A 21,721-nucleotide genomic window follows, 5' to 3' on the forward strand; every position below is an offset into this window, starting at 1 on the left:
CATGGATAAGAAAAACACGAACATTACAATTCTCGTCATCGAAGACGAAATTGCAATCGCAGAAGGTCTCGTCGATCTTCTGGAATTCCAGGGTTATCACGTTAAGCATGTCGCAGATGGCATTTCGGGCCTTACCGAAGGTCTCAGCGGCAAATACGGATTGATCCTTCTCGACTTGATGCTCCCGGGCATGGACGGTTTTACTGTTTGCGACAAGATCCGTGAAAAAGACAAGGACGTCCCTATCATTATCCTTTCGGCCAAGAATACCGACAAGGATATTATTGACGGTTTGAAGTACGGCGCAGACGATTACGTTCCAAAGCCGTTTGCCGTTCCGATGCTCCTCGCCCGTATCGAAGCGGTTCTTCGCCGTTCCCGTCAGTCGATGGAAGGCGACGGCAAACTCGCTGCAGGCAATCTGCGCGTGAACTTCCGCGAATACAGCGGCTTCCGTGGCACCGAAAAGCTTTCCTTTACCCGTAAGGAAATCGAAATTCTCGAATATCTGTGGAACAATCGTGACCGCGCCGTTCCACGTGCAGAACTTTTGAATAAGGTCTGGGGTTACGAAAACGCGGAAACCGTCGATACCCGTACGGTGGACATCCACATTACCAAGCTCCGCAAGAAGATCGAAGACGACCCGTCTCATCCTTGCCTGCTCGTCACGTTCCGCGGTGAAGGATACCAGCTCAGAGAAACACCGGACTGATGAATCGGCTCAAGCTGATTTTTACGTTTCTTTTCTTAGTGATCGCGATTCCCGTCGCGATCCTTTTAGTCAATTCCTACAAACATTTTCAAACGGAGTCGCAGTACGCCTATAAAGAACAGGCGTATTTCATTCTGCAGATGCTGAACCAGCGCATCTATGACGACCTTGCCGTCGAAGAACAGCGCTCCTATTCGGAATACCGATTTATCCGCGCTGTGCCTATCATCGGGGGTGAAGAAGTCACGATTTCCAAACTCGCCGAGCTTCCGATCCGCAGCCATTACGGTGGAATGATCGGCTATTTTCAGTTGGACCCGGACGGCGGCATGCACACTCCGGTACTCCCCGATGGCATCCTCGAAAAGATCCCGGTGGAAGACCGTTCCAAGCGTGAAGTCATCCGCGACAGCATCCAGAACGTTCTGAAGCAGCTCGATATTCACAACGAAGGTTTAAGCCGCAACCAAGTTCAGGCTAGTACCCAAGACAGTCTGGACAGGCTCTACGGCAAAAACTTGAAACTCGCCGTCAAGCTGAACGACAACAAAAAGTTCCAGCGCCGCTACGAACAGAGTTCCAAAACGGAAACTTTCCTCTTTGACGTGGAATCCGCCCGTATCCTTCGCATTTCGGAAAACGGCAAAGAAGACGAAAACGTGTACGATTCGATCGAAGTTCCGAACCTGCTCGAAGTGGAAATCGATCCGTTCCAGGCGAAATTCGACAGCAATTACATCGTTTACTACCGCAACGTTTGGCGTAACAACGAACAGTTCATTCAAGGTTACGCAGTGCGACTGCGCAACTACCTTGAAAACCTTGTCTTAAACGAATTGCAGTTCAACCCGGTGGAACAGGGCATTACGCTCGCCTTCGGTACAAAGGAAAACGACTACGTTACATTTGGAAGCATCGTGAATTCAAAAGGCGAGCTTTTGAACATTCCGTTGCAGTTCCCGTTGAACGACATGATCTTGACCGTTTATTTGACGGAAGAAGAAAGCAGCTCGAGCCACATGATCCTTGTGCTGATCGCGATTATCATGTTCGTCGCTCTCGCCGGCGGATTCTTTGCGGTTTACCGTTCGACGAAAAGCCAGATCCTTTTGGCGAACAAACGTCAGGACTTTGTTTCGGCGGTGAGCCATGAACTGAAAACGCCTTTGACCGCCATTCGCATGTATGCGGAACTGCTCCAGAATTCCTGGGTGGCGAACGAGACGAAGCGTCAAAAGTATTATGCGCTGATCGTCAACGAAACCGAACGTCTTTCCCGTTTAATCCAGAACGTGTTAAACCTTTCCAAGCTCGAACGCGGCAACTGGAACGTGCAATTCAGCAAGGAAAATCCGAAGACGATTCTAGATACTTTCGTTGCCACGTACACGCAGAACATTGAAAAGCACGGCTTTGACTTGACTGTCACAAGCGACATTTGCAATCTGCAGCTGACTCTCGACAAGGATGCGGTGATGCAGATTCTTACAAACGTCGTGGACAATTCGCTCAAATTCGCGAGAAATTCGACATATAAGATGATTGCCCTGGAGCTGCGCGTTTCGGAACATGATGTGTATTTTGTGGTACGCGACTACGGTCCGGGCATTCCGCAAAAGGAAATCAGCCACGTCTTCGAAGAATTTTACCGTGTAGGCAATGAAATGACCCGCACGACCGCAGGCACAGGCATTGGCCTTTCCATGGTCAAAAAGCTCTGCGACATGACAAATATGAAGATCGAAATCGAAAATGCGAATCCGGGGCTTCGCACAAAGTTGCATTTGCCACTGTTAAATATCTAAAATGTACTTACCCATCTAGGTCTTCGTTTTCTAAATTCTTTAGTGTAAACTCAAGGTGAGGCCCATATGACTAGAGAAGACATTCTTGAAAATCCGGACAAATACGATCTTTCGATTGAAACCGTAGGCAAGTGCACTTTGAATTCTCCCATGAAGGGTTTGAAGTTCGTCAACGACACAAAGCAGATCAGTCTCACGACTGATGTCGCCACCATCGAAAAATTCGCCAAGATGGGCAAGCCGATTCCCGCTCTCGAAGCGGCAGGCCCGCGTGAAATGATTTACCACGATCCCTCCTGGACGCGTGCGGCCATCGTCACCTGCGGCGGTCTTTGCCCGGGCTTAAACAACGTCATTAAAAGCCTTGTCCGTGTGCTGTGGTTTGATTATGGTGTACGCAATATTTTCGGTATTCCGTATGGCTACCGCGGACTGAATCCGGATTACGGCTATGCGCCGAAGATTCTTGACCCGGATTACGTGGATAACATTCAGGAAGACGGCGGCACGATCCTTGGAAGCTCTCGCGGTCAGCAGTCCGCAGAAACGATGGTCGATACGCTGATGCGTTTGAACATCAACATCTTGTTCTGCATCGGCGGCGACGGAACCCTGCGCGGCGCCCGCGACATTGCACACGAAGTCAAGCGCCGCCACCAGCCGATTTCTGTCATCGGTATTCCGAAGACAATCGACAACGATTTGAACCTCGTCGACAGAACCTTCGGTTTCGAAACGGCAGTGCTTGCCGCTTGCGACGTGATTACGAGCGCCCACTGCGAAGCAAACGGTGCATACAACGGTCTTGGCCTTGTGAAGCTTATGGGCCGCGACTCGGGCTTTATCGCTGCGGACGCCGCTCTTGCAACGACCGTGGCAAACTTCTGCCTGATTCCGGAAGTTCCGTTTGAACTCGAAGGCGAAGGCGGTCTCTTTAGCGCTCTTGAAAATCGTTATGCAATCGGCAAGACGCACGCGGTGATGGTCGTTGCCGAAGGCGCTGGACAGCACTTGTTCAAAGGTCTCCCAGAACGCAAGGACGCATCGGGCAACATTCTCAAGTATGATATCGGCGACTATCTTGTCGAAAAGATCAACGAGCACTTTAAGACGATCGGAATGGAAATCAACATCAAGTATTTCGATCCGAGCTATACCGTGCGCAGCATCCCGGCAAAGGGTACGGATGCGATCTTCTGTTACCAGCTCGCCGAAAATGCGGTTCACGCTGCCATGGCCGGCAAAACGAACATGGTCGTCGGCAGTATGAACGGCAAGTTTACCCATGTTCCTATCGACTTTGCTGTTAGCGAACGTCGCAAAATCAAGCCGGATAGCCCGCTGTGGCACGCCGTGCTCGGTTCTACTCGCCAGATGGATTACTTCTCTGGCAAATATGCGAAACGCAAAAAGCAATAATTACAAAAGTAAATCCTGGAATTTTTTTTTCTAGGTTAAGGATAGTTATGCTGAAAAAAGAAGAAAAAGTTATTATTCGCACCGCATTGATGGAATATCGAAACCTTCTTTTCAAGGCATTCCATGGAACAGACGAAGAAAAAGAAAGAATTGCGACAGTGAACAAGCTCCTTCAAACTTGGAAAATCTAATTTGATAGAGTGATGTTCCGCGTTTTTATTTTTCTTTTTTTGTTGGGGAGTTTAAGCTTTGCCAACAAAGACCTGGACGAGGGAGAGTACTGGTTTAAAAACCGTGCCCGGAATTCCAAGAATGACCATGCGGATTCCTTGATTGTCGAAAAGATGATCCATGCGTACAAACGCGCGCTCCAAGACTCTACTGCCGAAGAAAAGGCTGCGGAGCGTCTTTTGTATGCCTACTACTTTAAAGGCTGTTACGTCATTGATTACCAGAATCACGATGCGCGTCTTCAACTTTTTGCCATTTCCAAAGACTTCGGCGAAAAGATGCACGCGAAGTACCCGAAGAACCATACAATTTCTTCGCTTTACGCCCAGAATCTTTCGCTGTGGTCTCAGGAATACGGTGCCTTGCAAGCAGTCAAGGAAGGCATCGCTAAAAAGATTCGGGACCTTTCTACCGAAGCCGAGAACTGGCAGTTCCTAGGCCGTGCCCATCAGCTGCTCCCCTACATTCCCATTATTTTGAACTGGCCCGACAAGGACCTTGCCGACAAATATTTGACGCGGGCGCACAAGCAAGATCCCGCCGACTTGAATACGATTCTCTTTTTAGCGGAACTTCGCCTGGACCAAAATCGTTACAAAGAAGCCCTGAAGCTCGTCGAAGACGGTTTGAACCGCGGTATCCGCAACACTTACACGGTCGAAGACAAGCGTTCCCGTTGGAAGCTCAAAGACTTAAAGGAAAAGATCAAGAAGGCGATGAAGTGAGTTCCGAGCTCAACTCCTGAATAATGCCGTCCGCAAGTCCAATCGTCGGAACGATGATTTCCGAAGCACGCGTCGCCCGTGCAATCGAAAGAAAGATCTGTGCAGCAGGAACAATCACGTCGGCACGATTCGGGCGCAGATTAAACTTTTCCATGCGTTCCGCGTAATCGATGGACGAAAGTTGGCGGTAAAGCCCATCCAACTGCGCCACGGTAAGACGATTGGTGCGACGCACTTTTTTCGGAACCAAACGGTAAAGCTTGTTGATGTTTCCGCCCGATCCGATTATCGCCACACGTCCCTTGGTACCGACCATCTGACGGATTTCATCGCTCATGTCATCGACGGAATCCAAGTCGACAAGGTCGCTCAACAGTCGAAGGGTGCCCACATTAAAACTGCGACTGCCCATAAATTTATTTTGAGCGATAACGCTGATTTCTGTAGAACCGCCGCCGACATCAACGCATAAAAAGATGCACTCCGACTTGCCATTCTTTTCGGAAGACGAAAGGAACTTTTCGGTATGATTGTCGTAGATGATTCGGGCTTCTTCGTCCCCGGAAATCAGTTCAATGTCAATCCCTGTGCGACGACATATGTGACGCAACACTTTACGTCCATTCTTGGCGTCGCGCAGGGCAGAAGTCGCACAGGCGCGGTATTTGGAGACTCCGTAAATAATCATGAGCTGTTTAAAAGCTTTAATCATTCGCAAAAAAAGTTGTTCCCGTTCTTCGCTAATTTTTCCATTTTGAAAAACATCGATTCCAAGGCGAAGCGGAAACCGGATAAACTGTTCCTTTTGAAGACTTAACGAACCGTCCCGTTGAAAGGTAGCCGTTTTAATCAACAAGCGAGCCGCATTGGAGCCGATGTCGATTGCGGCTAAGCGGACTGGATTTTTCGGGGCTTTATTTTTCATTCGTGTTTTCCAGAGCCTTGTAGTGTTTATAAAGTTCTTCTTGCGATCGGAAGGTGCGGTAATGATTGCGCATGCCTTGTTCCACGATCAAGCGGGCTTCCCGTTTAATGGCTGGATCATAGACCGGAGAATAAACTTCAATGCGGTGATCCAAATTTCGAGGCATCCAGTCGGCAGAGCCGATAAAGACTTTGTATTGATGGTAGCGGCCGTCTTCTTCGCCGACATCTAGATGTCCCAAATCCACACCATTCGCAAAAATCAAGATGCGTGAATGTTCTAAGTAGCGGTCGATAATCGCATTCACGCGCAGATTTCCGCCGAGTTCCGGTAGCGAAGGAACAAGCGAGCAGTTGCCTCGTACCAAAAGATCCACTTTAACACCGGCGGCGGCCGCTTCGTAAATCTTTTTCACCATCTTTTCATCGGTCACATGATTGAGCTTGCAAAGAATATACGCCGGGTACCCCAACTGGTGATTGCGAATTTCTTGCTGGATCAACTGATTCAACTCTCGGCGCAAATCGTTGGGAGAAACCATCAGTTCCTTAAACTTGACCGACATATAAGGCTTTTCGATAAATTCAAACAAGCGTTCGATATCCTTGACGATCGGCAATCGTGCCGTGAACTGCAAAAAGTCCGTATAAGCACAAGCGTTCCCTTCATGGAAATTTCCCGTGGAGATACAAGCGACGTTTCCTTTTTTTGCGATAATGAGTGTGACCTTGGAATGGATCTTTAAGCCTTCCACTCCCATGATTACATGGATGCCCGCATCCGCCATCTTTTTGCACCAATCGATATTCGATTCTTCATCGAAGCGCGCAAGCAGTTCTATAACGACGGTCACCTTTTTACCGTTGCGAGCCGCGGCGATCAACGCTCCGACAACCTTCGAATCCTTGGCGATCCTGTAGAGGGTCGTTTTGATTTCTTTCACTTCCGGATGAATGGCGGCTTCCCGTAAAAGATTGATGTAGCCGTCAAAGGATTGATACGGCACGTGCAAAAAGCGATCTCTTTCACGGATCACGTCTATGAGAACCGGCTGCATGGTCCATTCCGGGCGCATCGATGGCCAACGAGGATATTCAAAGGTTTCTCCATTGGGAGAATCAAAACGCGGGAACTTCATCAAGTCCTTGTGATTTTGATGGCGACCCGAAGGAAGTGTGGCGTCCACAGAGGAAAGCTTCAACTGCACCAGCAATTTTTTCAGCAGTTCACGGGGCCTCTGTTCGTCATAAATGAAGCGGACAGGCTGACCATTCTTGCGATTTTTTACTCCGCGAGCAATCTTTTGCAAGGTGACGCCTTGAATGTTGCTGTCGAGTTCCATTTCCGCATCTTTTGTCACTTTAAAAGACCAAGCTTCCACTTGATCAAAATCCGAGCCTGGAAACAAATATGGCAGCGCACAACGGATGACGTCATCTAAATACATCACATAATGATGCACCACCGAGCGAAACTTTTCATCGGGGAGCTGCACAAAACGTCCAAACTTTTTCACCGGGATTTCAACGATGGCGTAACTTTTATGGGAACCCTTCTTTTGCCCATCCCCTTTCATCAAGCGGATGACGAAATGAATGGAATCGTCCGAAAGGCTGGTAACGCCTTTGATCGAAGAAAGCCATATCGGGGAAATATTACCGACGAGATTCGAAAGGCAATATTTTTTTACCGCTTCTTTCTGGGACGCGTTCAGCTCTTTTTCAGAAAGCAAATGAATGTGCTTTTGGCGGAGTCCTTCGAAAACATCCGAAACCGTTTTCTTGAAAACCTGCGAATATTTCGCGTTGAGTTCGGCGATCGTATGCAGTGTCTGTTTGCTGCGCTGTCGCAGTTCTTTTGAATTTTTTCCAACATAGTCCGAGATGCGACTTAGAGTAGCGACGCGGACGCGGTAAAATTCATCCAAGTTGTTGCTGTAGATTCCCAAAAAGTGCAGACGTTCCATCAGCGGGATTTCTGTTCGTTCCGCCTCGGCGAGGATGCGCCTGTTGAACAGCATCCACGATACGTCTCTTTCGATGTAGTTTTCTTCTGTCAATTTCATGTCCACTCCTGACTTACTTTTGAATTACCAAGTTCGCTGTTTGGATTTAATCCAGATAAAAGCGCGTTCAATACAGAACGCAATGGCGAATACGCTAAAGATGGCGAGCCCCGCTGTTCCATATTCATAGCCTTCGATATGAGTTGAAATCACATATCCGATGCCGCCTGCGCCTACCATACCGAGAATGGCGCATTCCGAAAAATTGATTTCAAAGCGCATACCCGTCCACGCGATGAGTTCCGGGATTGCCGAAGGCAAAATCGCATTCAAGAAGACAGAAACTTTGCTTGCGCCGGCCGACTGTAGCGCTTCTATCGTTTCGGAAGGAACCGCTTCAAAGCTTTGAGCGAATGCGCGGGTAAAGAACGCCGTGGTATGGACGCAAAGTCCCGCAATTCCCGCCGAAGGCCCCATTCCAATGCAGATCATCATGAAGAGGACCCACACCGGAGTGGGCACCGCACGGAGAAATGTGAAAAAGGCTTTCACCGCAGACGAAAGGATTCGGCATTTGAAAATATTTTCCGCCGCAAGCATCCCAAAAAAAAGGGAAAGAATCAGACTGTAAATCGTCGAAAGAACCGCTATGGAAATCGTTTCCAAAAGCGCCGATCCGATCAGGTCAAAATTGGAAAACTCAAAATGGCCGAGCTTCCAAAACACAAGCCCCATTTGCGGAACTCGGGCAAGCATCTTGGACCATGGAATATCCAAATAGATAAGCCCGAGCATAGAGAGCAGTGCCATTCCAATCAAAAAGAAAATAGCGGAACGATTCTTGTCGATACAATCTATCCGCATTTTCCCCGAGGCGGTTCTGCGAATTACAGCTTCTGTCATTCTAAATCCAACTCCTTTCGCAAATAATTGGTAAGAGCATCCACCAGCAACACCATCACAGCGATTGCGAGGATAATCGTGAAAGACATGTTATACTTGAACCCTTTCAAGTACGAAAGCAGCACAAGGCCAATTCCCCCGCCTCCGACCATGCCGACGACCGTCGAAGAACGCAAATTCACTTCAATGCAGTATAAGAACCAAGAAATAAACCCTCGCAAGCAAGACGGCAGAATTCCGTGAAACACAACCTGAATAAACGAAGCTCCTGCCGCTTGCAAGCTTTCCAAATTATCTTGGGAAATATCGTCGATCGTTTCGGCAAAGGCTCGCACCATAAAAGCGTAACTGCTGATACAAAGCGCGACAAAGCCCACACCTGTGCCGATTCCCAAAGACGAGAAAAGAATAAAGGCCCAAACGAGCGCCGGAATGTTCCGAAGGAATGTGGCAAAGCCTCTGACAAACTTGGGCGATTTTTGAATCGGGGAAACGCGCTTGCTTGCAAAAAGGGCTGTCACAAAAGCGAGTACCGCTGCGACCGATGTCGAGGAAAGCGCCATACAGATCGTCGTCAAGATCCCCTGAAAAATCGCTTTCAGCTTTAAGCCTGTCGGAACAGCCGGCGGAAAGAAATCATCAACGACAAACGAGCGGAAATTTTCCATGTTGAAGAAAATTTCAAAGGGGTTGTAGCGAGCAAAACAAGTACTTGCCACAAAAAGCCCCACAATGCTAAAAAAGAGAATGGTAGTCAACCGCTTTTCAGACTGCATAGGCTTGCTGCCAATCCTTTTCATCGGAAACTCCCGCAACCAAATTTGAAATAGACGTGCCATAGATGCGTTCCAGTACAGAATCCGAAAGGGATTCCGGTTCTCCGTCAAAAACGATTTCCCCGGCATGCAGCCCGATGATTCTTGTCGAATAGCGCATGGCGACATCCACCTGATGCAAATTGACGAGACAAGGGATGCCCCGTTTTTGCGCGGTCGATTTCAGAAGATCCATGATGACTTTTGCACTGGACGGATCCAGGGAAGCAATCGGTTCATCGCACAAAAGAATCTTTGGATCTTGGATGATCGCACGGGCGATTCCCACGCGCTGTTTTTGTCCACCGGAAAGGTTTCCTGCTTTGTTGTAACCGAATTTTTCAAGACCCATTTCTTCTAAAAGAGTCCAAGCCTTTTCCTTGTCCGCTTCCGGATACAGACCTAAAATTCCGCGGATACCGCTCATGTGCCCCAAGCGACCGTGGAGCACATTCTGCAAAACGGAAAGATTGTAAACCAGATTGTAATTCTGAAAAATCATTCCGATTTTAGAACGGTTCTTGCGAAGCTTGCCGCCACGAAGGGCCGAAACATTTTCGCCATCAAAAAAGATGTTCCCTTCGGTCGTGGAAATTAATTTGTTGATTGAGCGTAAAAGGGTAGATTTTCCCGATCCCGAAGGCCCGATGATGGAGATAAATTCTCCAGGGCGAACGGAAAGGGAAACGTCTTTCAAGGCACAAACTCCATTCCCATAGCGTTTCGTCACATGGTCAAAGGTTAAAATCGATTCCATCTGATTTTCCAAAAGCATTATTGGTTGATGTTGTGATTGAGAGTCACGATGGCTTCGTAATCTTCTTTGGATGTCGGAACAAATCTTGCACCGGGAACTTTGATGACCTTTGCAAAGTACGCTGCGTTATCGTATGTCGTCAAAAAGCGGACAAGCTTTGTTTTGAGTTCCGGAGAAACCGTTTTGCCGATGATCATCGCCTCTGCAGGAATCGGTGATGAAGAATGGATAATCTTGACAGCACCTTCTTTCGCATTGCCGTTTGCAATTTCCGAAGCGAGAATCTGGTCGGAAATCGGGACTACATCGACGTCCCCCTTGATAACCGCCTGCAGACCTGCCTGATGTTTGCCGGAGAAGCTGACCGCTTCAAAGAATTCCCCGTTCGTATGAATGATGTCGGAATTCAACTTTTCTGCGGGGAATGCGTTCATGATTTCCGATGTCGGTACCAGATTTCCCGATGTCGAGTTGGGATCGACAAAGGCGATCTTTTTACCCTTGGCATCGCGGAGGGTGTTGATCCTTTCATTGTCGCTTTTCGCGATAAAGACGGAGCGGTACGTGGCGAGCTTTTTGTCTCCGTTGGGAGCCTTCATTACGATCGGTTCCGCGTTCGCACGTTCCAATGGCAAGGGCGACGGAAAGTGCTCCGAGATAAGCCATATCAGCCTTGCCCGTGCGAAGTGCTTCGATGATTGCGTTATAGTCCGAAGCCTGAATTTCCTTCACTTCCATTCCGAGAGCCATACCGAGGTCTTTCGCAAGACCGTTGCGCGCATCGGTACTCTGTTCCGTGGATTCGTTCGGAGCATAAGCAATAGTGAACGTTTTTTTCGCGGACGCTTCACTGCAACCGTAAATCGAGAAGATGCAAGCCGCCAAAATGATTGTCGATTTCAGCAGGAAGATGGCGAACAGTTTTAATTGGGTAATGGGATTCAAATTCATCGTTTACTCCTTTATCCTGTTGAGGATTTGTAAAACGTTTTCGGTTGTGAGTGGAATAGGGTTGTTATCCGCGCGCCCCCGGGTCATACTTTTTTCCGCAGCTTCCTTTAAGGATGCGTCTGTTGCCCCCCATTTGGAAAGTCGTGTTTCAAAACCCGCTGCGGAGAGGTACTTTTCAATCAAAGGCTGAATTTCGTCGATCGATTCGACGCCAAAACTTTCCAAAAGACGAGGAAGGTTTGAAATCATCGGCTCGTTCAATTTGAAAACCCCACCTAAGAGCAGAGCCACGGCGACTCCGTGCGGAATGTGATAAAGCATCGTCAGCGGATACGAAATAGAATGACAAGCCGTCGTGTGCGTATTGCTAAAGGCGAGCCCTGCCAAAAGGCTTCCACGGCTTAATATTTCTGCCGCAATTTTCAAATTTCTCTTTTCAATTACAGCCGGAAGAGCTGTAAACACAGCCCGAATCGCATCCAAGGCGTATATCTTGGAAATATCATTTGTCGATTTTGCCCAATAGCTTTCGACGGCGTGGCAGACAGCATCCAAGGCCGAAGAGACGGCCAGCTTCGTCGGCAGTTTTTCGGTGAGCTTCGAGTCTGCAAAAGCGGCATAAGCATAATTGTCCGTCGTTTCAATCGAGAACTTTTTCAGATTTTCCGTATCCCAGATGGTCGCCCAGCAGGTTACTTCGCTGCCCGTTCCCGAAGTCGTCGGAACGCCAATCCAGCGGAGGGCTCCTTTTTTATAATTCTTCTCGGCAATTCTCTTGCGCAAATCTTCGACTGACGCAATCTCTTCGTCACGGATCATGCAAAGCGATTTTCCGAGATCCAAAATGCTCCCGCCGCCTACGGCAATTACCAGTTCTATATGGAATCGTAGTGTCTTTTGGTAAATCGCAAACAAATCTTCGATTTCTGGATTCGAAACGGAACATTCTTCCACCACGACATTCGGAAATTCTTCCATCAGTTTTTGAAAACCTTTCTGTTCCAAAACCGACTTATCCCAAACAAGAAGCAGAATCCCGGAATCCATCTCATTTTGCAAAGCCTCTTTGCAAGCTTCCGGAAGTTCCGAAAGGCAACCTCTACCTTGGTAAACGCGTACCGAATTGTAAAAGTAATTCATCAAACTACCTCAACTTTTCATCGATCTTTTTCACCAATTCCGGGAGATCCGCTATGGAATCGATTACGAAATCGGCTCCCGCTTCGAAAAACTTTTGCTGCGCCACCTGTTTTGCATACCAACGTTCACCGCTCGAAAGCTTGTCATACTGCTCCTTCGAAAATCCAAGAACGCTTGAACCTGTCAAAACGCCCACCGACCAGGCTCCCGCATTTTTTCCTTCCGCAATATCGACAAGCGTATCGCCCACCTTGATGACATTCTTCGGCGGGTACACCTGCAAACGCTTCATGCATTCAAAAACCATAAAAGGCTTGGGGCGACTAAAGCCGCAAACATCCGGCGTTACACAGCAATCCACTTCATAGCCTTCCCGTCTTGCCTGCTCAAGAATCGGCTTCATGATTTCTGACGAATAGCCCGTCGTACTTCCGATTTTTACGCCGCTTTCCCGAAGCTTTTGAACCGCCTCCGGGACGCCTTCGATGACATGGCTGTAATCTTGAACGACCATTTTCAAGTTGGCTTCAAAGAGGTCATAAATCCGTTCGACATCATTTTCGTCCCAATCCCGATTTTGGGTGTTTTTCCAAAATGTCGTGCCTTCCTCTGTGGAGAGCAGCGTACGAATATGGTCTTTCTTTTCCATGCCCATCGGACCTGCGATTTCTTCTAACGTGAACTCAAGTCCAAAATGTTGAAAAGTCTTTTCAAAAATTTGCAGCGGAGCACGGGAGCCGAAATCAACTGTGGTTCCAGCCCAATCAAAGACTATCATTTGTACGGAGTGAACTTTTGTATTCATCATAACCTCATTTTCTCTTTTCACGCATGAATGTAGGTTGTGAATGTAAAGTTTCCATGATTTTACAGTACGCTCTCTGTAAAATCGTTTTCCCGTTGGATGTCGATTTTTTAAGGGTTTTAAAACAAAAAAGGTTCCCTTCCGCAGAAGAGAACCTTTTTATTTTCACGAAGCGCACCGCAAGTGCGCAAAGCGTTTACTTGGCAGCCTGAGCCTGGATAGAAGTCAAAGCGATCGTATAAACGATGTCTTCGACGAGAGCGCCACGAGACAAGTCGTTCACCGGCTTGGCAAGCCCCTGGAGCATCGGGCCGACGGCGATCACGCCCTGAGCGGAACGCTGAACAGCCTTGTAGCAGATGTTACCGGCGCAAAGGTCCGGAAACACGCAAACGGTAGCCTTGCCAGCAACAGCACTGCCCGGAGCCTTGAGCTTTGCCACGCTTTCGGTCGTTGCCGCATCGTACTGCAGCGGGCCATCAATCGTGATGTCCGGACGAGCGTCTCGCACAGCCTGCGTTGCTGCCATGCAAAGTTCCACATCGTCACCCTTGCCGCTTTTGCCGGTACCGTAGCTGAGCATTGCCACACGAGCCGGAAGATTGAAAGCCTTTGCAGTATCGTGGCTCTGGATTGCGATGCCAGCGAGTTCTTCTGCAGTCGGGTTCAAATTGATGGCGCAGTCACCGAACACATAAACTTGGGACGGGAGACAAACAAAGAAGACCGAGCTGATGGACTTTACGCCCGGAGCGCACTTGATCACCTGCAGAGCCGGACGCACTGTGTCTGCGGTAGAGTGGACAGCGCCCGAAACGAGACCGTCGACTTCATCCTTCTTGAGCATCATCGTGCCGAGGAATACCGGGTCCTTCAAAACTTCACGAGCCTTTTCTTCGGTCATGCCTTTTGCCTTGCGGAGTTCCACGAGAAGCGGAACATACTTTTCGGCAAGTTCTGCGGTCGGTTCTATGATTTCAAAGCCTGCCGGAACCGTGAGGTTCTGGCGAGCGGCTTCGGCTTCGACGTCGGCCTTTTTCGCGATGAGGACCGGGATTGCGATTTTGCGTTCGTAGGCTTCGATAGCAGCCTTGAGAGTGCGCGGTTCAGCGCCTTCCGGGAGAACGATGCGCTTTAAGCTACGGGAAGCGAGCTTGATCAAATTGCGACGGAATTCCGCCTGGGAAATGCGATGTTCGCATTTTGCAAAAAGGATCTTCTTCACGGCGTCTTCATTCGCCGAGTCACCGTCTGCGAGCACAAAGGCAACGCGGGTCTTTGCAGCCGCAAAGTCCGCAGCGACGATGGCTCCGTTTTCATCGGAATCGGCAACGAGAATCACGTCGGCATCGAGAGCGGCAGCGATCTGGATATTCAAAGTTTCACTGCGAACGGACTGTTCGAGCGACACACCGGTAACGACAAAAGCTTCTGCGGCAGAGTCCTGCACAGCGCCGACGAGAGCTTCCATCGAAGCGTCTGCACCCTGGGACTGCAAAACGGTCGGCACCATTTCCGTAGCGACAAAAGATTCTGCGGAAGCGACATTCTTTTTCACAACACTCAGGACAGATTCAGCAGCCTGGGCAAGATTTACACCGGCGGAAGCCGGGAGAACGAGAAATACGTGTTTCATAACTAACTCCATTTCGTATTCTTGCTCTAAAAATAGCATTTAAGAAGGCTTTGGGCGAACGGAATTCTTCTTTAATTGGTAGCAGAGAGAACCCCGGCTGATTCCAAGGATTTGCGCGGCCCGACTCTTATTATTGTGACATTCCTGTAGCACTTCTAAAATGTTTTTCCACGACGGCGTATTGCCTGTTCGGTAAACCGTGCGTCCTTCCCGTGCATAGCTTGCGTGCATCGAATGCAAATCCCAAGGTTCCCCGGCAAGAATTTCTTCCAAAGAGTCTCCCAGGTTCTGCAACAGTTGGTAGCGTTCCAGAACGTTCTTCAGCTGGCGCACATTTCCCGGCCATGGAAAGCGGCAAAGGCTCTTCAATTCGTCGGCAGAAAGCGGTCTTGCAGAAAGCCCCTGCCAAATCTCCACCGCAATCGCCCTGAGTTCATCTAAACGTTCCCGCAAAGGCAAAAGCCGTATCGGGAAAACGTTCAGGCGAAAGAAAAGGTCCTCGCGAAAGCGGCCCGTTTTGACCGCCGCCTGTAAGTTCCGGTGCGTCGCACAGACAAGCCTAAAGTCCACAGAAATGCTCTGTTGCGTCCCCACGGGCGTCACCGCACGTTCCTGCAGAATCCGAAGCAGCCTCGTTTGACTTTCAAGCGGAAGCTCGCCGATTTCGTCCAAGAAAAGAGTCCCATGGTCTGCGGCCCTGACAAATCCGAGCTGATTTGCGACAGCTCCCGTGTACGCTCCGCGGCATGAGCCTTCGAACAGACTTTCGACAAGCCCTGGACTGATCGCGCCGCAGTTCACCGCGACAAAAGGACCTTTGGAGCGGTCGCTCATCGCATGCAGTTTCCGGGCCATGACCTCTTTCCCCGTCCCCGATTCCCCGCAAACAAGAACCGGAACCGAAGACCTGGAAGCGATTTCCAAAAGATGCTTTGCGTCTGCCATTCCACCTCCAAAACCAATGTTTCCAAAATGACGCGATTGCATTTAATAAGACGTTTGAAACCTTAAAAAATCCACCAGGGTTTGCTATTTTTTACAAAAAAACTTCTTTTTTTACAAAAGGATACTCAGATGGCTGATCGTATTGTGTGCAAATTCGGCGGAAGTTCCGTTGCAGAAGCCAAGCAGTTTCAAAAGGTAAAGGCTATTGTCGAAGGCGACAAGCGCCGCAAAATCGTGGTCGTTTCCGCTCCGGGCAAACGCAACCCGAAAGAAACGAAGCTCACCGACCTTCTCTACACCACTTACGATCTCGCATCGAAGCATCTCGACTTTTCCACTCCGTGGAAGATGATCTGCGACCGCTATCTGGATATAGCCAAGGATTTGAATCTTGCAACAAAGATCGGCGACGACCTCGCCGCCCTCGAAAACAAGCTCAAGAATGAAATCGACACGGTCACGACGGACTTCCTCGTTTCCCGTGGCGAATACCTCTGCGCCCGCTTAATGGCTGAATATCTCGGCGCCCAGTTCGTCGACTCCTACGATTTGATAGCCTTCGACGAACGTTACCGCATCACCCCGAAGAGCTACGAAACGATCGCCCAGAAGCTCTCTGACGAAAATCAGCTGTTCGTCGTCCCGGGCTTCTACGGCGAAGGCCCGCGCAAGCAGGTGAAGACATTCTCCCGCGGGGGATCGGACATTTCCGGTGCCGTGCTCGCAAACGGTATCAACGCCATCGTCTATGAAAACTGGACAGATGTTTCCGGTATGCTCATGACGGATCCGCGCATCGTCGAAAATCCGAAGCCGATCAGCTACGTCAGCTACCGCGAAATCCGCGAACTTTCTTACTCGGGCGCAAGCGTTCTCCACGACGAATCCATCGCACCGTGCCGCGCCAAGAACATCCCGATCAACATTCGCAACACGAACCGCCCGGAAGACGCAGGCACAATCATCGGCCCGACTCCGGAAACCACCGACTACCCGATTACCGGCATCGCTGGTCGTAAGGGCTTCTCCATGATCTACATCGAAAAGAGCATGATGAACAAGGAAGTCGGTTTCGGTCGTCGCATCCTCGCCATTCTCGAAGGCGAAGGCCTTTCTTATGAACTGAGCCCGAGCGGCATCGACTCCATGTCCATCGTCGTGGATACGAAGTCTTTGGAAGCCGTGCAGGAAGCCGTTCTCGAAGACATTCTCCTTCAGATGCACCCGGACCGCGTGAAGGTCTTCCCAGGCATCAGCCTTGTCGCTACCGTGGGTCACGGCATGACGAACAAAGTCGGTATCGCCGCGAAGCTTTTCAACGCTCTTGCCGAAAAGGAAATCAACATCCGCATCATCGACCAGGGATCTTCGCAGATCAACATCCTCGTCGGTGTGGACGAAGCGAACATGGAAATCGCAATTCGTGCCATTTATGATGCCTTTGTGAAATAGTTAATTTATATTCAGTTTGATCTGTCGGGTATGGCAGCTCTTTTCCTTCAGGGGACATTTTATGTTTGAATCTTATTATCAGGATGATATCGACGCAGTCAATGCGAAATTCGAAGCACAGAAGATTGCATTTGCGCCACTTTCTTTCCAGGCTGCCCGCGCACTCCGCGACTTTGGCATTTTGGAACTTGTGAGCAAATCTCGCCGCAAGGGCATCACCGTTAAAGAAATTTCCGAAAAGACTGGCCTTTCCGAATATGGCGTCGGCGTTCTGATGGAAATGGGCCTTGGCATGGGCATGCTCAAGCTGAAAAAAGATTCCCCGGAAGACAATCTTCTATACACGCTCAGCAAGGTCGGCTTCTTTGTGATGACCGACGACATGACTCGCGTGAATATGGACTTTTCGGAAGACGTCTGCTACGCAGGTGCCGACGACCTCGCCGAATCCATCAAGAACGGCAAGCCGGAAGGTTTGAAGCATTTCGGCAAATGGACGACCGTTTATGAAGGCCTTTCCCAGTGCAGCGACCAGTTCAAAAAGAGCTGGTTCGGATTTGACCATTTCTATTCCGACCTCGCCTTCCCGGAAGCCCTTCCGATCGTTTATTCGAAGCCGGTCAAGCGCCTTTTTGACATCGGCGGCAACACGGCAAAGTGGGCTATTCAATGCTGCAAGTACAATCCGGATGTTCAGGTTTCGATTATCGACCTTCCGGGTCAAACGGCTGTAGCCGAAAAGAACGCGAAGGCAGCAGGCTTTGAAAATCGCATTTCCACAATCCCTTGCAACGTTCTCGACAGCACCACGGAATTTCCGAAAGGCGCCGATGCCATTTGGATGAGTCAGTTCCTCGACTGCTTCTCCTTGCATCAGATCACCAAGATCTTGAAGAAGATTCACCCGGCTGCCAGTTCCGAAACCGACATTTACGTACTCGAACCTATTTGGGACAAGCAACGTTTTGAAGCCGCAGCCTATTCGCTCCAAGCGACTTCGCTGTACTTCACCTGTATTGCAAACGGCAATAGCAAAATGTACCGCTTCAATGAATTGAAGAACGCCATTGAAGATGGCGGCTTCGAACTGAAGGAAGCCCACCACAACTTGGGCATCAACTGCTACACCCTTTTCCGTTTCCGCAAAAAATGAGCCTCTACGTCAAAAAATTCTCCGCATGGACAGATGCAGAAAATCCGCCAAAGATCGCCTTTGTGCCGATGCTCTTCCGCAGGCGTTTGAGCGCAGCGACCAAGATGGTCGTCTATACGGTTCACGAAGTTTCGGAAGGTCTTCCTCCCGTGCACATAACGTTCGCCTCCGAATTTGGAGAAATCCAGCGTCAGTACAAGATTTCGGAAGGCATTCTCGCCACGGGTGAAGTTTCACCGGCGCAGTTCAGCCTTTCGGTTTTCAACGCTCCGGTTTCTGCCGCGTCGATTACCGAAAAGAACATGGTTGGCTACAGCGCGGTCTTTGCGGGTAAAAAATCCTTTGAAAACGGCTTGAAGGAAGCGGCAGCGCCTCTTCTTTCGGGTCGTGAAAAGGAACGCATTTTTGTCTTTGCAGACGAACGTTTGCCAGAAACCTACGCTTCTATTTCGAACTATCCGAATGCCGTATGCGCGATTGCACTGCGTCTTTCGACAGACGCGCAAGATGCGATTTGCGAACTCGATTTGTCGCCACTCCCTGAAGGTAATTCTGCAGCTGATCAAGCCTTGACTTTTTTGAAGACTCGACTGCCACAATGAAACTTATTCAAAGACTCGTCTATGTTTGGCGGTTGTTCGCCAAGGTAATTTCGTACGCTTCGTTTGGCGGAGCAAGCGCCCTGTTCTCCTGCATCTTCCCGATTATCTTTGTGCTTTCGGGCTTTAACAAAGAGCGTTTCAAGACGATGTCCCGTGCGGTGAACTTGCGCTGGTTCAAACTATTCGTTTGGGAAATGACAGTCCTCGGCATTTTGAAGCTGAACGTAAAACACTCGGAACGCATTAAGGATATCCATTCCTGCGTCGTCGTAGCCAATCACCCGTCGCTGTTAGATGTCGTGATGCTCTTTTCGATTATTCCGAACGTGAACTGCATCGTCAAAGGTTCACTCGGAAAAACGTCGTTCATTCACAACGTGATAAACACGCTCTTTATTCCAAATTCGCTTTCTTTTGAAGAACAGATGGCTCGTGCCTCGGAAGGAATGGAATGCGGAGAATCGCTGATTATTTTCCCCGAAGGGACGCGCACGCGTCCGGGAGAACCGTTGCAGTTGAAAAAGGGGGCCGCTCGATTCGCTTTGCACAGCTACCATAAAGTGCAACCGATCTACATCGGCGGAAACGAAAAAATCGGGCTTCGGAAGCATGACAAATACTTTAGCTTCCACCCGACCGAGCGTTACCACTACAATCTCGACATTCTCGAACAGATCGATACAAAAAAATATAGCTCCCATCCGAACCCCGCAGCGGTCAATCTCTTGACCGAAGAACTGCGAGAAATCTTTGAGAGCTATCGAAAGAACGATCCGGAAAATCCGGCGAATCTTACACGCGCTTAAAAATCAGCGACGTGTTGATTCCGCCGAACGCGAAATTATTCGACATCACATATTCGGTGTCGATTTCGCGACCTTCGCCCACAATGTAATCAAGCGGTGCGCAAGCCGGATCCACATTCTTCAAATTCAGGTTCGGAGCAAACCACTTGCGATTCATCATCATAATGGAGAGCCAAGCTTCGATACCGCCGCACGCACCGAGCGAGTGACCAATGTAAGTCTTCAAGCTGCTAATCGGCACTGCGCGGCCCTTGAAGGCACCGAACGTCGCCTGGGATTCTGCGACGTCACCGTTCTTTGTCGCCGTACCGTGGCCGTTCACATAGCCGACCTGTTCCGGACCGATTCCCGCTTTCTTCAAAGCGATTTCGAGAGCGATCTGCATGGTTTCCTTCTTCGGATTCGTCAGATGGTTGCCATCCGTATTCGTGCCGAATCCGACGAGTTCTGCGTAAATATGAGCGCCGCGAGCCTTGGCGTGTTCATATTCTTCAAGGATCACGGTACCAGCGCCTTCACCCACCACAAGGCCGTCACGATCGCGGTCATAAGAAGCCGGGGTAATCTTCGGCGTGTCATTCTTGACGCTCGTGGCAAAGAGAATGTCGAACACGGCAGAATCTGTCGGGTTCAATTCTTCTGCACCACCAGCGATCATCACATCCTGTTCGCCACTTGCAATCGCTTCTGCGGCATAACCAATGGAAAGACTGCCTGCCGTGCAAGCGGTATTCGTCGTAATCAAACGGCCCGTTAATCCGAGAAGCACGCTGATGTTCACCGCGCAAGTCTGCGGCATGCAGCGGATGTAAGAGGTTGCCGTAATCTTTGTCGAGTCATTCTCCATAATCATCGACATGAATTCTTTAATCGCATCGAAGTTGCCCATGGAAGAACCGTAGGCAACGCCCACACGGCCCGCTTTGAGTTCCGGGTCGTTCAGGTCGTAACCGGACTTGATCAAAGCCTGTTCCGCAGTCATATAAGCCATCTGAGCGACACGGCCCATGCCGCGCGTCATCTTACGCGGTAATTCCGGGAGGTCGAATGGAATCGGTGCGGCAAGACGTGTATTGATTTGCTCGTATCTGTCCCAGTCCGGCATGCGGACAACACAGTTTTCATACTGATGCAATCTTTCGAAGATGGCTTCGTCATCCATACCGAGAGGGGAAAGAGTTGAACCACCCGTAATCACAACACGACGGGTCATGCGAGACCTCCATTCACAGAAATAACCTGGCGCGTAATGTAGGCAGCGCCTTCCGAAAGCAGGAATACAACCGTTGCTGCCACTTCTTCCGGCTTACCGACACGGTGCATCGGGATCGACGGCAAGATCATATCGACCGGAGCGTCCTTGATCATTTCCGTTTCTATCACGCCCGGAGCAATGCTGTTCACGGTAATGCTGCGGCTGCCGAGTTCCACGGCAAGTGCCTTGCTCGCCGCGATAATGCCGCCCTTACTTGCGCTGTAATTGACCTGTCCACGGTTGCCGATCACGCCCGAAACGGAAGCAATCGTAATGATACGGCCCTTGCGCTTGCGGCACATCGGCATCACGAGCGGGTGCAAAACATTATAGAAACCGTTCAGGTTCACATCGAGAACCTTATCCCAGTATTCATCCGTCATCGCCGGGAATGCGGCGTCACGGCAAATGCCCGAAGAAAGGACCACGCCGAAGAAAGCGCCGTTTTCCTTCACATCCTTTTCAAGAATCGTCTTGCAGTTTTCACGATCTGCGACGTTGAACTGAATCAGCTGAATCTTGTCGCCGTATTCCGCCTGAAGTTCCTTCAGGGATTCTGCATGGCTGTTGTAATGCGCCACAACCTGATATCCCGCCGCGAGAACCGCTTTGACTATCGCAAGTCCAATGCCACCGCTTGCACCGGTGACGAGAACGCGTTTTACATCATCCATTC

At 49.7% G+C, this 21,721-nt stretch carries 22 protein-coding genes; 9 read left to right on the plus strand and 13 right to left on the minus strand.

The genetic code is table 11. The features are described from left to right. Position 1 precedes the first annotated feature (1 nt). The 5 genes from BGX16_RS04960 (at position 2) to BGX16_RS04975 (ending at position 4,895) form a co-directional block, all read left to right on the plus strand. Positions 2-715, plus strand: coding sequence for a response regulator transcription factor (locus tag BGX16_RS04960; protein ID WP_100426761.1), 714 nt, complete (start codon positions 2-4; stop codon positions 713-715). Then, on the plus strand, positions 715-2,520 hold the full coding sequence (locus tag BGX16_RS04965; protein ID WP_100425056.1) for a sensor histidine kinase: 1,806 nt from the start codon (positions 715-717) through the stop codon (positions 2,518-2,520). Before BGX16_RS04960 ends, BGX16_RS04965 begins: the two co-directional genes overlap by 1 nt. Before the next feature lie 66 nt (positions 2,521-2,586). Continuing rightward, complete coding sequence (locus BGX16_RS04970; protein ID WP_100425057.1) at positions 2,587-3,939, plus strand: ATP-dependent 6-phosphofructokinase; 1,353 nt, start codon at positions 2,587-2,589, stop codon at positions 3,937-3,939. 47 nt (positions 3,940-3,986) lie between these two features. Next, positions 3,987-4,130 carry a hypothetical protein gene (locus BGX16_RS14525; RefSeq protein ID WP_157797876.1) on the plus strand — a complete coding sequence of 48 codons (144 nt, stop codon included), beginning with the start codon at positions 3,987-3,989 and terminating at the stop codon, positions 4,128-4,130. A gap of 12 nt (positions 4,131-4,142) precedes the next feature. Continuing rightward, on the plus strand, positions 4,143-4,895 hold the full coding sequence (locus BGX16_RS04975; RefSeq protein ID WP_100425058.1) for a tetratricopeptide repeat protein: 753 nt from the start codon (positions 4,143-4,145) through the stop codon (positions 4,893-4,895). Here BGX16_RS04975 and BGX16_RS04980 read toward each other — a convergent pair. The 11 genes from BGX16_RS04980 to BGX16_RS05025 all read right to left on the minus strand — a co-directional run bounded on the left by BGX16_RS04980 (position 4,876) and on the right by BGX16_RS05025 (position 15,777). Beyond that, positions 4,876-5,820, minus strand: a complete 945-nt coding sequence (locus BGX16_RS04980) for a Ppx/GppA phosphatase family protein (RefSeq protein ID WP_100425059.1) — start codon at positions 5,818-5,820, stop codon at positions 4,876-4,878. The genes BGX16_RS04975 and BGX16_RS04980 overlap by 20 nt on opposite strands. Continuing rightward, positions 5,810-7,885 carry an RNA degradosome polyphosphate kinase gene (locus BGX16_RS04985; protein ID WP_100425060.1) on the minus strand — a complete coding sequence of 692 codons (2,076 nt, stop codon included), beginning with the start codon at positions 7,883-7,885 and terminating at the stop codon, positions 5,810-5,812. The genes BGX16_RS04980 and BGX16_RS04985 overlap by 11 nt, the downstream gene beginning before the upstream one ends. Before the next feature lie 24 nt (positions 7,886-7,909). Then, positions 7,910-8,728 (minus strand): PhnE/PtxC family ABC transporter permease, encoded by an 819-nt coding sequence (locus BGX16_RS04990; RefSeq protein WP_100425061.1) that lies wholly within the window; start codon positions 8,726-8,728, stop codon positions 7,910-7,912. Then, entirely contained in the window at positions 8,725-9,504 is a 780-nt protein-coding gene (locus BGX16_RS04995; RefSeq protein WP_100425062.1) for a PhnE/PtxC family ABC transporter permease, read from the minus strand. The genes BGX16_RS04990 and BGX16_RS04995 overlap by 4 nt, the downstream gene beginning before the upstream one ends. Then, complete coding sequence (phnC, locus tag BGX16_RS05000) at positions 9,494-10,300, minus strand: phosphonate ABC transporter ATP-binding protein (RefSeq protein WP_100426762.1); 807 nt, start codon at positions 10,298-10,300, stop codon at positions 9,494-9,496. Before phnC ends, BGX16_RS04995 begins: the two co-directional genes overlap by 11 nt. A 17-nt stretch (positions 10,301-10,317) precedes the next feature. Beyond that, on the minus strand, positions 10,318-10,899 hold the full coding sequence (locus tag BGX16_RS15065) for a PhnD/SsuA/transferrin family substrate-binding protein (RefSeq protein ID WP_198514861.1): 582 nt from the start codon (positions 10,897-10,899) through the stop codon (positions 10,318-10,320). Then, a complete protein-coding gene (locus tag BGX16_RS15070) occupies positions 10,829-11,251 on the minus strand; it encodes a PhnD/SsuA/transferrin family substrate-binding protein (protein ID WP_198514862.1) in 423 nt (140 codons plus the stop codon). Before BGX16_RS15070 ends, BGX16_RS15065 begins: the two co-directional genes overlap by 71 nt. A 3-nt stretch (positions 11,252-11,254) precedes the next feature. Next, positions 11,255-12,391 carry a phosphonoacetaldehyde reductase gene (locus BGX16_RS05010; protein WP_100425063.1) on the minus strand — a complete coding sequence of 379 codons (1,137 nt, stop codon included), beginning with the start codon at positions 12,389-12,391 and terminating at the stop codon, positions 11,255-11,257. A 4-nt stretch (positions 12,392-12,395) separates the two neighbouring features. Continuing rightward, a complete protein-coding gene (gene phnX, locus BGX16_RS05015; RefSeq protein ID WP_198514863.1) occupies positions 12,396-13,199 on the minus strand; it encodes a phosphonoacetaldehyde hydrolase in 804 nt (267 codons plus the stop codon). A 193-nt stretch (positions 13,200-13,392) separates the two neighbouring features. Next, a complete protein-coding gene (gene pta / locus BGX16_RS05020) occupies positions 13,393-14,832 on the minus strand; it encodes a phosphate acetyltransferase (RefSeq protein ID WP_100425064.1) in 1,440 nt (479 codons plus the stop codon). A gap of 39 nt (positions 14,833-14,871) precedes the next feature. Next, the gene (locus BGX16_RS05025) at positions 14,872-15,777 is read right to left on the minus strand and encodes a sigma 54-interacting transcriptional regulator (RefSeq protein ID WP_100425065.1); all 906 of its coding nucleotides are present in this window, start codon (positions 15,775-15,777) and stop codon (positions 14,872-14,874) included. Positions 15,778-15,906: 129 nt separating this feature from the next. On the opposite strand from BGX16_RS05025, the gene BGX16_RS05030 reads away from it, so the two are divergent. The 4 genes from BGX16_RS05030 (at position 15,907) to BGX16_RS05045 (ending at position 19,790) form a co-directional block, all read left to right on the plus strand. Further along, on the plus strand, positions 15,907-17,229 hold the full coding sequence (locus BGX16_RS05030; protein WP_100425066.1) for an aspartate kinase: 1,323 nt from the start codon (positions 15,907-15,909) through the stop codon (positions 17,227-17,229). 61 nt (positions 17,230-17,290) lie between these two features. Beyond that, entirely contained in the window at positions 17,291-18,382 is a 1,092-nt protein-coding gene (locus tag BGX16_RS05035) for a methyltransferase (protein ID WP_100425067.1), read from the plus strand. Beyond that, positions 18,379-18,984, plus strand: a complete 606-nt coding sequence (locus BGX16_RS05040) for a beta-ketoacyl synthase chain length factor (RefSeq protein WP_100425068.1) — start codon at positions 18,379-18,381, stop codon at positions 18,982-18,984. The genes BGX16_RS05035 and BGX16_RS05040 overlap by 4 nt, the downstream gene beginning before the upstream one ends. Then, the gene (locus BGX16_RS05045) at positions 18,981-19,790 is read left to right on the plus strand and encodes a lysophospholipid acyltransferase family protein (RefSeq protein ID WP_241899459.1); all 810 of its coding nucleotides are present in this window, start codon (positions 18,981-18,983) and stop codon (positions 19,788-19,790) included. The genes BGX16_RS05040 and BGX16_RS05045 overlap by 4 nt, the downstream gene beginning before the upstream one ends. On the opposite strand, the gene BGX16_RS05050 is transcribed toward BGX16_RS05045, so the two are convergent. Then, a complete protein-coding gene (locus BGX16_RS05050) occupies positions 19,777-21,003 on the minus strand; it encodes a beta-ketoacyl-ACP synthase (protein ID WP_100425069.1) in 1,227 nt (408 codons plus the stop codon). The two genes, BGX16_RS05045 and BGX16_RS05050, sit on opposite strands and share 14 nt — an antisense overlap. Further along, entirely contained in the window at positions 21,000-21,719 is a 720-nt protein-coding gene (fabG, locus tag BGX16_RS05055; RefSeq protein ID WP_100425070.1) for a 3-oxoacyl-ACP reductase FabG, read from the minus strand. The genes BGX16_RS05050 and fabG overlap by 4 nt, the downstream gene beginning before the upstream one ends. Positions 21,720-21,721: the final 2 nt, after the last annotated feature.

The organism is Hallerella succinigenes, from assembly GCF_002797675.1.
Lineage (GTDB): Bacteria > Fibrobacterota > Fibrobacteria > Fibrobacterales > Fibrobacteraceae > Hallerella > Hallerella succinigenes.